Source organism: Succinimonas amylolytica DSM 2873, from assembly GCF_000378405.1.
GTDB lineage: Bacteria > Pseudomonadota > Gammaproteobacteria > Enterobacterales > Succinivibrionaceae > Succinimonas > Succinimonas amylolytica.
On sequence record NZ_KB899643.1, the window covers coordinates 26520 to 40259 of the forward strand.

Genomic DNA, 13740 nt, shown 5'->3' on the forward strand with positions numbered 1-13740 from the left:
CAGCCAACTTAACGGGGGCCGGAACGGATCTTACCGAAGAGATCTGGGCCGCCACTCCATTCCAGGGCATGCAGCGTTCCGAATGCGGCTTAAGGGCCGTCGCTTTAGTTTGTCCGCCGGGGAGCTTTCTTTCATAATAAATAGAACATAGGATGTTTGCTTTTATTAAGTAAGAACTGGAAAGGTAAACCTTTGGAAACAATAGAAAAAATTGTAAATCTCATTTATTCTACGTATACTACTCCACACGATTTCTCAGGATTGAAATCAAAATGTGTTGTTGATCATAATGAAAATCCAAAGGGTGTAAAAGTATCTGATGAAGATCTTAACGAAATGAACATATCGTAAGAAGAATGTCACTATGTAATAAAACTTATAGTAAAATAAATTGCAAGAATTAAATTTCTAGGATTTCTAGTCTTAGTTCATTGAATCATGCTTTGGCATGTCTGGAGAATTACCGTTATTGGCTACGGAATAAAGAGAGAATGAAAAGCTTAGTCTTAATATCCTAAAGAAAAGATGCGAAGCCTTCTAGGCTACATAGCAAGTTTTTGGGACTTGTTGCCTAGGGCAAATTTGAAGTGTTTGCCATAGGGAAACTAGAGTCAAATGCGGAATATTTTGCTATAATCCGACCTTACGTAATAGAGGCGAGATATTATCATGAAAATTTCACAAGGAGAACGAGGATGAATTATGCCATAGTTTTTGCAGGTGGCGTTGGTTCAAGAATGAAATCTCCTGACTTACCGAAACAGTTTATTGAAGTTAACGGGAAGCCGATTATCACTCATACCATTACTCATTTCCAGAATCATCCTGACATTAATGGGATAATTGTTGTTTGCGTTGAGCCTTGGATTCCCCATATGCTGAAACTCATTGCTCAGTATGACCAACGTAAGGTCAGAAAAGTAGTTAAGGGCGGCGCTACTGGGCAGGAATCCATTTACAGAGGACTCTGTGCGTTGGAGGACATTGCACATCCTGAAGATGTCGTCCTGCTTCATGACGGTGTAAGACCTATCATTGATGCTGAACTTATTTCCAACAATATCAGGTCAGTAAATGAATATGGAAATGCTATTTCTGTATCAAGCGCAACAGAAACTGTTTGCCTGATAGATCCTAAGAAAGGAGATCATCACATCAGTCAGATTCTTAACAGAAATCAGTGCTATATTGGCAGAGCTCCTCAGTCATTTCATTATGCAGAAATAATGGAATGTCATAGGATGGCTATAAAAGAGAATTACACAACTGCTATAGATTCAGCCTCAATGCTGGAACACTACGGGCACAAGCTTTTTTTTGTTCCATGTTCTCACTTCAATATTAAGATAACTACCCCTACAGATCTGTATCTGTTCCAGTGTTACGATAGTAACAGGAATAAATTGGGATAGTTTTAGGCTCCAAATAACGGATAGAGACAGTAATAAACTAAGGTGTTTTAGATGAAGGATTCGTGGTCAAAGGAAAATCAGTTTGTTGTTGAAGATTTAAAGAATGTTGTAACAGATAAGGTTATTCCTTGGGATGAATTTAATAATAAGTCTGTTCTTATTACCGGAGCAACCGGTTTGATAGGTTCGCTACTTGTTAAGACACTGCTTTATTTTGCTGATGTAAATGACAGAAACATTACTGTTGGTGCTTTTATCAGAAATGTGGATAAGGCAGACGCTGTTCTCGGTAATCTTAAGACAGAGCACGATAATCTTATATATGAAGTCGGTGATCTCAGTAAAGAATTCAGCTTATCAAGAAAGTATGACTTCATAATTCATGCTGCCAGCGCCACGGGAAGTAGGGACTTCATCGAAAAACCGGTTGAAACAATCCTCACTACGGTTGAAAGTACCAAGAATTTTTTAAAGTACGCTTGTGAAACCAACATAGATTCCATGGTATACATTTCCTCAATGGAAGTCTATGGCGAGATATCTCATGAAACTGTGAAGGAGGAAGATTTCGGCCTGCTTAACTGGATGAATTTAAGAAGCAGTTATCCTCAGAGTAAGAGGCTGGCTGAAACGTTATGTATCTCATATTGCTCTGAGTACAGTGTTCCTGTAAAAATTGTTAGGCCAACCCTAACATTTGGTCCTGGCGTATCAAAGGAAGATAATCGTGTATTTGCCCAATTTGCCAAAGCGGTAATTAACAAAACGGACATTACGCTCCTCACAAAGGGGGGCACAAAGCGCGACTATCTACATACTGCGGATGCGGTAAGAGGTATCATAAGTATTCTGCTACTAGGGAAGAACGGTGAAGCCTACAATTTGTCAAATCAGGATTCTTACTGCACCATCTATGAAATGGCGCAGATGTGTTGTGGTCTTGCAAATAATGAAATCTCAGTAAAGTTCGACCTCGATCCGGAAAAATCAAAGTGTTACCCGAAGGAACAGAAGATTCAGTTGGATAATGCTAAGTACCTGACTCTAAATAATACATCTAGGACTTCTCTTAAAGACATTTATAAAAAATTAATTGATTATCTTCGTTAATAACTGTTTTAAAATTATTGTAGTAGACCTTGAATAATTATTTTAAAATTACAGTGGTTTTTGATAGTATTAATGGTAAAACTTTATGATAATGGTAGTAACAATTGAAACAAGTTGAAATTGCGATGTGGTAATATAAGGTGGAACTGCTTATTACAAGCAGTGTTCCTGAGAGTTATTACCACTCATATTTCACCCTTGACAAGTAACGTATAACTGTTGAAGAAAAACAGTACTGCGAAATGGTGAAGAGTCCAGAAAAATCTTGGGTTAAATCGAACAGATAGTCCATAAATACACAAAGAGATTCGAACTAACAGAAGATGTTCGGTTTGAATATTCGGCGAAATTTATCAAAGCTACAAACTACGCTAACAATCTCCATTGCCAAAATTCGAAAGAATTATGGAGGATGTTGGTGTTCCTCTTGATAATTCAAAAGCTGAAAGAAGTATCAGGTATTTTGCCGTATTAAGATATTCTACTCCTACGGTATTGCCATGCTTAAAGGGGCAAAGGCTCTTGCTGTATTTTCTTCTATCTAGGAGACCTGTAAAAGGTATCAGTTTTCAATGAATGATTATCAGAAATTTCTATTCAGACATGCCGGACTTAATTAAGGATGTTTTGGAAAATAGGGACATTCTTGACGTAAGGAAATACTTCTTACAGGAATGACTTTAAATTATGACAAGCATAAAATAAGGTTGTAAGACGTAATACTCAGTTATAAGTAAGTTGTGTTGTTTACTCGCTTGCTATTGATATCAGATTACTTAAAAAGTATATTTTTTCAAGCAAGGTTAATTGTTTGTTCATAACAGTTTGTTAAAATTATGTTGAATTGAACATGAATTTCAAAAAAACAAGTTGGATGGGATTGATATCATTGAGCATAAAATATTTCTTGATTTAAGAGGTTGCTTTTTTGAGAGTTATAACGAAAGAAAAATTCAAGCAAATGGAATTATTAATCGGTTTTGTTCAAGATAATCAGTCAAAATCAACATAAGGTGTATTCAGGGGACTTTATTGTCAGTTAGGAGAACATTCCAAAGCAATTTTGTTAGAGTATTAAAGGGGAAGGTTCTAGATGTTGTAGCCAATATACGAAAAGATTCCCCTGTTTTTGGTCAACTCGTGTCTGTTGATTTTTCTGATGAAAATCAAAGACTGCTGTTTATTTTCCATCATTGTCTTTATGGCTTTTCAGTATTAAGTGAAAATGCGATAGTAGCTTATAAAGTTGACAATTTTTGCTGTAAGGAATCCGGATTTGGAATTGCATATAACGACTCTGATGATGGCATTAGTTGAATGATTCCTGAAGATTAAATTATTAACCTCAGAAAAAGATCGTTTGGTAAACAGATTTAAGGATATTCCAAATGAATAACGTTATTAACGAAGCCTCAGTTTTGGTGACTGGAGGTAATGGACAATTAGCAACTGAGTTGAAGAAAATACTGTCAAAAGCAGTTTTTGTTGATGTTGATGTATTGGATATTACTGACCTTTCAGCCGTATTGAGTTATGTAAAAAGTCATGGTATTGAAATTATCGTCAACTGTGCCGCATATACAGCTGTAGACAAAGCTGAGGACGAAGAGGATTTTGCGTATAAGGTAAATGCCATTGGACCAGAAAATCTTGCAAAAACTAAATGTAAACTCATTCATGTATCTACTGACTATGTTTTTGATGGAAATGGTTGTGTTCCATATAAAACAACAGATAATACCAATCCATTGTCAGCGTACGGAAGAACAAAACTGGCAGGAGAAAAAGCTGTCATGTCAAATTCAGATACAGCTATTATCATAAGAACAGCATGGCTATATTCATCTCAGGGCAACAACTTTGTCAAAACAATGATTAGATTGGGAAAAGAGCGGGATGTGCTTAATGTCGTTAACGATCAGATTGGCTCTCCTACTTTTGCAGGTGATTTGGCTAAAGCAATAGTAAAGATCATTCCTCAATTGAATCCTACTGTTAAGGGAATTTACCATTACACAAATGAAGGTGTTTGTTCTTGGTATGATTTTGCACACGCAATTATAACTAATGAAAACATTGAGTGTTCAGTGAATCCTGTATCGTCTGAACAGTACCCGACCAAAGCACACAGACCTAGTTACAGTGTACTGGATAAATCATTAATTAAAAAAACTTTTGGGGTGGAAGTACCTTATTGGATGGAGAGTTTAAAAAAATGTCTAAAGCAATTCTAGTTACTGGTGGTGCAGGTTTTATTGGTTCTAATTTTGTCCCTTATTTCTGTGAAAAGTATAAGAACGAATATTTTGTGATAAATCTTGATAAGTTAACTTACGCAGGAAATTTGGACAATCTAAAAGAATGTGAAAACATGAACAACTATATGTTCGTTCATGGTGATATTTGTGATGAAAAGCTTGTTAATGAGCTTTTCGACAAATACGACATTAAAGGAGTTATCCATTTTGCAGCTGAAAGTCATGTAGACAATTCAATCAAGGGACCAAAGGCATTCATCAACACGAATATTGTAGGTACATTCAATTTAATTGATGTTGCTCGTCGTCATTGGATGGATGAACCTAATAAAGTTAAACTAGGATATGAGGATGCGAGATTCCACCATATCTCAACTGACGAGGTGTTCGGAACTTTAGGTAGTGAAGGTTATTTTTCTGAGGATACCCCTTACGCTCCTAACAGTCCATATTCCGCAAGTAAGGCCGGGTCTGATTTTATAGTCAGAGCATATCATCATACTTATGGTATGAATGTAACAACATCCAATTGCTCCAATAACTACGGGCCTAAACAGCATAATGAAAAACTCATACCTCATATAATTGAAATGGCGTTAGCCGAAAAGCCACTACCAGTTTATGGTCAGGGGCTTAACGTTCGTGACTGGTTATATGTGTTGGATCACTGTAAAGCTATTGATTTGATATATCACAATGGTAAATCTGGAGAAACTTACAATATCGGAGGTCATAACGAAAGAAACAACATTACGATTGTTAAGACCATTTGTTCTCTGTTAGATCAATATAAACCAAGAGTAAGCGGAAAAAAGTATGAGGAACTCCTCTCTTTTGTAGAAGACAGAGCAGGTCATGACCTTAGGTATGCAATTAATCCTGACAAAATTGTAAATGAGTTAGGATGGAAACCTGATGAAAATTTTAATACAGGGATTATCAAAACAGTCCATTGGTATTTAAATCATAATTGATTTATAGGATAGTGTGTATGGAAGATTTATTTAAATCTAATAATTTTATTTTGATTTTGGGGCCAATAGGAAATGAATCTGTAAGATCTAGTTGTTGGTATGATTTAATTCATATGAAAGAGCTAGGTGTTAATGTATCTTATCAGTCTTTTTTTGATTTATCTGTTGATGACCAGATATCTGAGTTAAAGAAATTTATAAATCCTAATAAGATTAATCATATAATCTTCTCTCTTCCAACATCGTTTGTAAAAAATTTACCAAAATCTTTGGACTATTTGCGTAAGTTAGGAAGATGCTCATTGTCTTGTTATTTGTTAGATTCTTTTGAACGTTTGGCATTTCTTATAGGGAATACTTTGCCTTTGAGTCTAATAAATAAAATGAATATTTTTGATAAAATTTATTCATTTTCGTGGCATGATCATGTGAAATATAATTTTACATATCATCAAACGCCCATTATGTATTTTAGGGATGTTGACTATAATACAGAGAATCCAAAATATGATGTGTTTTTTATTGGTCGTCGAAAAGGACGTGTGAAAAAGCTTAAACAGTTGGCTGACTATTTCGAATCTAAAAACATATCGTATTTATTTTTAGTTCTAAGAGATCCGAATGCTGATGATGTGGATTATAAAAATTTGAGATATATATCATATATCCCATATGAGGATATGATAAAGACGTATGTTGCAAATTGTAATTGCATATTATCACTTTGTGGTAGACGAGCAACAGATCCTTCTCTAGCCTACTTTGAATCAATATTATATAGAAAAAAGCTACTAACGGATGCAATGATTATTAATTGTATTCCATTCACCAATTCTAATAATCAAAAGAGTTTTTCCAAAATAAATGAGATTCCTATTGAGTGGATAAAATCTAATCATATAGATGAGTATTCTATGGAGCATTCTAATTTTACTCCTTTGTCTTTTTTAAGACATGTTGCGCTAGATTATCAATTGTTTAATTCTAATTTTAATTATGGTAATGATTATTCCTTATTGGCTCTTCACTATTCAAATATAGGATGGAAGTACCAAGAAATGGGAGAGGGTAAAATATATGATCATAAACTAGAATCTATTGCCTTAATTAATATAGATGCCAAAGTCAGTGTTCATCAAAAAAAATACGGATGGCAGTCATCAATCGTATCAGATGAAATTTGTGGTAAAACTGGAGAGTCATTGCCTATAACAGCCATCAAGATTCACTCTGATACAAGTAAGTTAAAGTATAGAGTTTATATCTCAAATATAGGATGGACTAGTTGGGCATCTGACAGTGAGGTTTGTGGCATTACAAACGAATTATCACAGAATGATCAGCTATTGTATATTCAAGGAGTACAGATAATTGTTTCATGTTAAACTCGTTAATTAAAATTAAGCTTGTATATATGTGATTATTATTAACAAATAAAAATCCCTATGCTAATTATAAGATTTTTATATTCTTTGTAAACAATATTTTTAATATTTATTATTGATATTTGTTTACAGATTTAACTCTGCATTTTACATGATGCTACTATTTAAGGGGACATAGATTCAAATTATGATATGCGATGCGATAACAGATGTACTGTGAATGTAAGATAGTTGAAGAGCTATTAAACTAAAACTAGTTTACTGAGATGTTCAATAAATCATCTCCATTGCTAAATAAATCATGAGGGTTACTCTGCTGAACGTAAGTTTGAGATTCTAAAAACGAAGTTTTGAAGGAACGGATAATATTCGCGATGTTGCAATAAATGAGGGTATTTCACGTACTATATTTATTCATGGAAAAAGAGATATCTTAGTTATGGAGTATTTGGATTGTAACATAAGAAAAAGCAAATCAAAAAGACTGAATCTATTGATAAACAAAAAGCAGACGATTTAAGGAGTAACAAGGTAAGATCATCTGCCGGTTCTGTAAGTTCTGATGAAAATTGTAAAGCTTCTAAAAACAGGTACAAGAACTACAGATGAAAGTTGATGTAATGACAGAGGTCTTTGAAATATTAAAAAAAGGCCAAGGCACTGATACTGATATCGAAGCTTTGTCGAATAAAGAGAAGTTCCTCATTATCAGTGCCTTGAAGAAGTACTCAATCCTATCACTGCTTAGGCATTTATCGATGTCAAAAAGTTAGTTATTACTACATTGAAAAAGTAAATCAAAAAGAGAGGATAAGTACAAGGATGTTAGGGGCTTGCTAAAAAATATTTTTAGCAATAACTATGAGTGGCTACAGAAGACTTCATACAGAATTAAAGAAAAGCGGGGCACTATATTTCTGAAAAAGTCGTTCGAAGGCTTATGAAGGAAGATGGAATAGAAGTAGTTAGATGCAAAAAGAAGCGTTATTCTTCATACCTTGGGGAACTATCTCCTGCTTTTGAGAATATCGTGAATCGTAACTTATCAGCTTCATCTCCAAACAAAAAAAAGCTTACAGATATTTCAGAATTTGTTACAAGTAAAGGTAAACTATACCTGTCAGTAATCAGGGACTGCTATAACAACGGTGAAATCAAAGTTTATAAAATTGGAAATAAGCCTACAGCAGCTCTTGCTAACGATACATTATCTGAAAGCCATCAAAAGGCTGAAATCTTCAGGAATTAAGCCGGTTATTCATAGCGACAGGGGATGCATTACAGATAGCCCGGATGGATACAAATTACAAAAAATGGAGGTCTTGTACGATCAATGTCAAGAAAGGGCTGTAGTCCTGATAATTCTGCTTGTGAAGGATTCTATGGAATAATGAAAACAGAGTGCTTTTATAACCATTCCCTTGGGAGATCTTTCACTTGATGAGTTAAAGATGTACTTGGATAGATATATTCAATGGTATAACAACGTTAGAATCAAAAATACATTAGGCGGATTGAGTCTTGTTAAATACAGACTTAAACCAGAGTTAGCGATAACTGTCCCGGATATTGTCCGCCTCCTCCATGGAAATAGTACAATTCTTCAGTACAATCTTTAGCAATTATGGTGTGGTGCATCATAGTAATCACATTGACTAATGTGGTATTTGTTGTGTATATAAATAAAATTTGATGTTAAAAACAACGATTATTCAATAAATTTTGTTATGAAATATAAAACCTTTTTTGGGAAAGTTTTTAAAATATTTAATACATGTTTAAAAATAATGATATACAGGCTATTATATTTTATACTTCCTCAACATCATGTGTGTATGATATACGCACCATCATCAAAAAGATATGAAAATTTAGCTATTATAGAATTTTTTTTAAAAAAATCATTATGTCAAATTGAAGAGCTTAATGAAAATGATTGTTATTATACTATCAATAGCTCATCTGAAATAAAATTATGGTATCATTATAATCGTATAAAAATTTTTCATATATATAATGATACAAATCTTCTAAAGGTGTGTTATTATTTAGCTTGTTCAAAGGTGGTGGTTCTAGATCAGACTAATAGGGTTTTAAGTGTGCTAAAGATCGGAAAAAATACAAAATGCATACAAGCATGGCACGGAGGGGGGTTGTATAAAAAAGTTGGATTCGATGCATATCGACATGGGTATAGTAAGGAAAAGGAAGAGATACGAGTAAGAAGAATTCATAGAAATATAGATTATTTTGTAATATCAGATGAAAAGCTTACTGATAAATATTCATCAATTTTTCGGATATCGAAGAGTAAAATTATTCCCTATGGAATTCCTAGAACTGATATTATTTATAAACGTGATGTTATAAGTGATAGAACGAATTTTTATGAAAGATATCCGAGTGCTAGAGGGAAGAAAATTTTAGTTTTTACCCCAACTTTTAGAAGTTATGTTGATATGAGACGTTGTTGCACCGATAAAACAAATCAACTACAATATAATTATCAATGTTGTAAAACTCATCAAGTTATTGGTAAATATCATAATTATTTATTAGATTTTGAGTTAATGGCTCGTGAATTAGGAAATGAATTCTTTCTTATTTTAAGAAAACACCCAACAGTCCAAGATGGATACGAACCTCAGGGTTGGATAAGCGATACGGAATTCCCCAATTCGCTTATGATTTCGGTTGCCGATATATTAATAACTGATTATTCATCGATCCTTTTTGATTTTTGTATAACAGGAAAGCCTATCATTTTGTATGTTCCAGATTTTAAGATTTATGAGGAATATGAGCGAGGTCTATATATTAGACCTGATGAATTAGCGGGGGAGAATAATGTTTTTTATGATACTGAAGCACTAGTAAAGGCTATAAAAGGAAATACATTTACAGATTCTACAAATATTTTTAAAAATTATATGTCAGCATGTGATGGAAATTCTACATCTAGATTGGTTAAATTTATTAAATCATTCGTAGTGTCATAAGGTGATATTCAAGTCGCTCTATATGATTATTACTTAATAATATTGTGGGAGGAATTAATGTTTAACTTATTTTCCAGTTTTGATGTTAAGAACAAATCAAAGGAAGAAGTGAAGAATAAAGCGGATGCAGAAGCAAAGAAGAAAGCAGAGGTAAAAGCCATTAGCACAATAGTTAAGTACATGAATTTTACAGATTCTGCATCAACAGAAAATGATTCGTCTGATGAGTATGTATTTTCATCGTCTAATAACGTTTTAAAAAGAATTTTTAATTTATGTTGCTCTGAAGAAGATGTCAAACGATTTGGTATTGTGGTATTTTGTTACGGGCGTTACAGATCAATAAATATTTTTTCAGCTCTGAAAAAATATGCTAAATCTGGATTGCCTATAGTTCTTGTCATTAATTATAAAAGTACATACGATGATAATTTTTTGAGTGAAATTAAATCAATTGAACAATGGTCGAATGTTTCAGTGATTCAAGCCAAACGCTCTGTACATTTGGTAACTCTATTGATATCCGCATTTAAATTACTTAAAACAGAATTTGTAGAAATTTTTACTGCGTACGACATTCTAAATCCTCGCTCTTTTGAAAATAATTCATTGTCATTGATTAATTCTCAAGACCAAAAATTGTTTTTTTTACCAATTTCAGTGTTGAGTTCTTGGTATTTTGAAAATAATACATTTTTTGATGAGATGTTTGATATTGTACAAGAATTTAACAACGGTAGTATTCATTCTCGTATCATATCAAAATTCAACGAAAAATTATTACTGAGTTTGTGGGATCTGTCGTATATATCAGGTGTGATTGTCAATACTCAGAAAATGTTGCCATTACTTACGTCAATGAAAAATGAAAATGACGCTTGGTTTCCCTTAAAGTTATTTTCACTATTGCCATCCGATAGTATTGTTGTCTCTGATATGTCTTCATTGTTTTCTCACAGGGATCCAATAGATATCACTGTTACGGATATTGCAGTTATTGGTAGAGAGATTATTTTTGAATTGAGTGAAAATCAATATGAATTGTCAAAAGTAAACGTGTGTTTAGATAAATTATTATTATCGATAAAGGATATATATATTAATTTTAAATTAAATTATGTAAAAAAAGCTACCTTAATTGCAGTCTCTGCGTATATTATTTATCAATGTGAACTTAATCATATAAAAATGGAGGATTGGAAAGAGCGTTTTAATCAAGTTTTTGATTTTGGACTTATTCTAAAGCAAACAGCTATTTCAAAACTATTAAATGATTTTGTAGATATGTTCATTGATAAATCAAGCTCAAATATAGATCTGTTTATAGTTGAGAATTTTGGAATGAGCGATATCAAAGACTCTAAGTTCTATCAACTCGCAAAAGAAGAGTTTACTATTGATTATTTGCTTAAACGTTCTAATTTTGATTATTATGATTTTAATAATTTAATCATTAAGATGCATTCTAAGGCTGCAAAATTAACTATTAGTTCTGGTAGTTTAAATAGAAATATGTTATCCGGTGGAGACCGGCATTTAACTTTGTGGCATGGCTTGGGATGGTTGAAGAAGACAGTAGTAAAACCTGATAAATTTACTGTTGGAAACATTGTTTGTTCTTCCGTTACATGCGCTCCGCTGTATAAAGAGCATTTTTATGCATCAGATTCTATTGGTTTGGGTAGTGTTCAAACTGATTACTTGTTTGATGAGGAGTATCGAACATCAAATCGTTTAAAAATTCGTCAGAAATACAATATTCCGCTGAATGCTGGATTGATTTTCTTTGCGCCGACTTTTAGATTAAGTGATTTTGATGGTTTATCATATTACAATTTTGGTATGGATATTGATTTTTTTGCTGAAGAGTTAGAAAAATCGAATTTATATCTTATTACAAAAAGGCATCATGTATTTTCAAGTATTTTGGCTGATAGAGGAATTGATACATCAGGAGTAAAGAATTCGAATAACGGTCATTTTATTGTTGATGATTTTTTTAATTTTTCGGAACTTGTTTGTGCTTGTGATTCATTTCTTACAGATTACTCATCTGGATTGTATTATGCTTTAGCAATTAAAAAACCCATATTTCTTTATGCTATCGATGTGAATGACTACATGAAGGGAAAAAATGGGTTTGAAATTTCGTATCCAGATGATATACCTGTTCCATTTGTTGGTGTCCCAGATCCTAGTAAAATAATTGAGGGGTATTTTTTAAGTATCAAAAATGTAACTTCTATGCAGTATCTAAAGTATATGGATGAAAGTGTTGGGAGCTGTGATGGAAATGTTGGTAATAAGGTAATTCAATATATTAAAAATACATATTTGTGTGGTGCGTAAATACCAAGGAACCGCCCATAAATTAATGTTAATTTCCAGAAAAACGGTAACTTTTCAGATTTATGGTTTATATCTTACATTTCGCAGTTGAAGCTGGTTAATTTCCTATTGCCTCAAAAATGATAATTTTTTAAAAATTATCCACCATAGGTTTTCTGGTATTTGTTCCCCAGTAATTCCAGTATTTGGCAGGCCTGATCGCTAATGTGAAAGAACAGCCTTTCCCTATTTTCCAGAATGACAGTGAGAACGGTGCTGAATATCTGGAACACGTACCGCATTGTTATTTTGTCAGTGAGTTTTCTGAACTGTACCCTTTGTCAAGGACATTTAAAATTTTAGTTATCCATAATTTCGGACAACTAAAATTCAAGTTACCCCATTCATTAGACATGGCATAAATTAAGTGCCCATTCTATTGGACATACCTTTAAATTATGAGATAGGTACTCTCTGTATTTACTACGGGATACCCCCGTACTTGTCCTCAGTTACCCATTAGCGAAAGTAGCATGCTGAGAGTACCGAGGGAATCTATATCACTCCCTAATTAGGGAATCCTCATGTCTGAGTTACGTTGCTGATGTCTGTTTCTACTTGTTCTGTTCCCAGTTCCGAGGCTGTCTTTACCGGCTTAGGAGGGACTGGCTTATTAGAAATATCCAATGGATATATTCCTGTGGTATAGAACTGGTAGAATTCGTTAGGTGAGAGCTTTGCAAGTTCCCATTGATAACGGCTGTTATTGTAGTAACCCATGTAGTTATCGACAATTTCTTTGACCTCAGAAAACTCCTTACAGCCCTTTATGTTGTCCCCTATATGATCCTTCATGTGCCCATGAAAACTCTCCTGTGGAGCATTATCCCAACAATTCCCACGACGCGACATTGATTGGCGTGTTAAACGATCGCAAAAGTTGACCACCTAAACGAATAAAAGTTGACCACCTATAAATTATGAAACAAATAGATAATGGAGTGGTCATGAAAAGATCTAAAAAACATAAAATATCGGAATATCGTATAAAAGAAAATGGGTATTCCAGAATGTTTGATTCAATATTTCAAAATCAGATCCATGAACTTTCTAAACAAGGAAAGTCTATCAGGGATATAGCCAGAAAATTGGGAATTTCAAGGCAATCTGTTCGTAAATACATGAATGGTATTCAAAAACCAAAGGTACGTGTGCAGGACAGTTTTAATAACTATCTGAAGATCAACAGAGAAACAATTAAAGAGCTGTTTCTC

The 13740-nt window shown here is 33.4% G+C and carries 12 protein-coding genes and 1 pseudogene; 12 read left to right on the plus strand and 1 reads right to left on the minus strand.

Features of this window, described 5'->3' with window-relative positions:
- Positions 1-156: 156 nt before the first annotated feature.
- The 11 genes from F557_RS23745 to F557_RS0117695 all read left to right on the plus strand — a co-directional run bounded on the left by F557_RS23745 (position 157) and on the right by F557_RS0117695 (position 12487).
- Positions 157-351, plus strand: a complete 195-nt coding sequence (locus F557_RS23745; protein WP_425425359.1) for an ISAzo13-like element transposase-related protein — start codon at positions 157-159, stop codon at positions 349-351.
- A gap of 344 nt (positions 352-695) precedes the next feature.
- Positions 696-1412 (plus strand): IspD/TarI family cytidylyltransferase, encoded by a 717-nt coding sequence (locus F557_RS0117655; RefSeq protein WP_019003533.1) that lies wholly within the window; start codon positions 696-698, stop codon positions 1410-1412.
- 51 nt (positions 1413-1463) lie between these two features.
- Positions 1464-2522, plus strand: a complete 1059-nt coding sequence (locus F557_RS0117660; protein ID WP_019003534.1) for an NAD-dependent epimerase/dehydratase family protein — start codon at positions 1464-1466, stop codon at positions 2520-2522.
- A gap of 1032 nt (positions 2523-3554) precedes the next feature.
- On the plus strand, positions 3555-3839 hold the full coding sequence (locus tag F557_RS23600) for a dTDP-4-dehydrorhamnose 3,5-epimerase family protein (protein WP_342664079.1): 285 nt from the start codon (positions 3555-3557) through the stop codon (positions 3837-3839).
- Between the two features lie 71 nt (positions 3840-3910).
- On the plus strand, positions 3911-4756 hold the full coding sequence (rfbD, locus tag F557_RS0117665) for a dTDP-4-dehydrorhamnose reductase (RefSeq protein WP_019003535.1): 846 nt from the start codon (positions 3911-3913) through the stop codon (positions 4754-4756).
- Positions 4738-5754 (plus strand): dTDP-glucose 4,6-dehydratase, encoded by a 1017-nt coding sequence (gene rfbB / locus F557_RS0117670; RefSeq protein WP_019003536.1) that lies wholly within the window; start codon positions 4738-4740, stop codon positions 5752-5754. Before rfbD ends, rfbB begins: the two co-directional genes overlap by 19 nt.
- Positions 5755-5771: 17 nt before the next feature.
- Entirely contained in the window at positions 5772-7139 is a 1368-nt protein-coding gene (locus tag F557_RS0117675; RefSeq protein ID WP_019003537.1) for a WaaS/CpsH family glycosyltransferase, read from the plus strand.
- Positions 7140-8079: 940 nt separating this feature from the next.
- A complete protein-coding gene (locus F557_RS22500) occupies positions 8080-8388 on the plus strand; it encodes a hypothetical protein (RefSeq protein ID WP_157617961.1) in 309 nt (102 codons plus the stop codon).
- 172 nt (positions 8389-8560) lie between these two features.
- Positions 8561-8758, plus strand: a complete 198-nt coding sequence (locus F557_RS23750; RefSeq protein ID WP_084761700.1) for an IS3 family transposase — start codon at positions 8561-8563, stop codon at positions 8756-8758.
- 108 nt (positions 8759-8866) lie between these two features.
- Complete coding sequence (locus tag F557_RS0117690) at positions 8867-10138, plus strand: CDP-glycerol glycerophosphotransferase family protein (RefSeq protein ID WP_084761701.1); 1272 nt, start codon at positions 8867-8869, stop codon at positions 10136-10138.
- Between the two features lie 57 nt (positions 10139-10195).
- The gene (locus F557_RS0117695; RefSeq protein ID WP_019003541.1) at positions 10196-12487 is read left to right on the plus strand and encodes a CDP-glycerol glycerophosphotransferase family protein; all 2292 of its coding nucleotides are present in this window, start codon (positions 10196-10198) and stop codon (positions 12485-12487) included.
- A 705-nt stretch (positions 12488-13192) separates the two neighbouring features.
- On the opposite strand, the pseudogene F557_RS23430 reads toward F557_RS0117695, so the two are convergent.
- Positions 13193-13384 (minus strand): annotated as a pseudogene (locus tag F557_RS23430) (integrase core domain-containing protein); the annotation flags it as partial.
- An 89-nt stretch (positions 13385-13473) separates the two neighbouring features.
- Between F557_RS23430 and F557_RS20740 the strand changes: the two are divergent.
- On the plus strand, positions 13474-13740 hold a 267-nt coding region (locus tag F557_RS20740; RefSeq protein WP_245539431.1), incomplete at its 3' end, for a helix-turn-helix domain-containing protein.

Coding starts and splice junctions, on each gene's coding strand:
- F557_RS0117655 (WP_019003533.1), top strand. CDS start 696: ATGAATTATGCCATAGTTTTTGCAGGTGGCGTTGGTTCAAGAATGAAA.
- F557_RS0117660 (WP_019003534.1), top strand. CDS start 1,464: ATGAAGGATTCGTGGTCAAAGGAAAATCAGTTTGTTGTTGAAGATTTA.
- rfbD (WP_019003535.1), top strand. CDS start 3,911: ATGAATAACGTTATTAACGAAGCCTCAGTTTTGGTGACTGGAGGTAAT.
- rfbB (WP_019003536.1), top strand. CDS start 4,738: ATGTCTAAAGCAATTCTAGTTACTGGTGGTGCAGGTTTTATTGGTTCT.
- F557_RS0117675 (WP_019003537.1), top strand. CDS start 5,772: ATGGAAGATTTATTTAAATCTAATAATTTTATTTTGATTTTGGGGCCA.
- F557_RS22500 (WP_157617961.1), top strand. CDS start 8,080: ATGAAGGAAGATGGAATAGAAGTAGTTAGATGCAAAAAGAAGCGTTAT.
- F557_RS0117690 (WP_084761701.1), top strand. CDS start 8,867: ATGAAATATAAAACCTTTTTTGGGAAAGTTTTTAAAATATTTAATACA.
- F557_RS0117695 (WP_019003541.1), top strand. CDS start 10,196: ATGTTTAACTTATTTTCCAGTTTTGATGTTAAGAACAAATCAAAGGAA.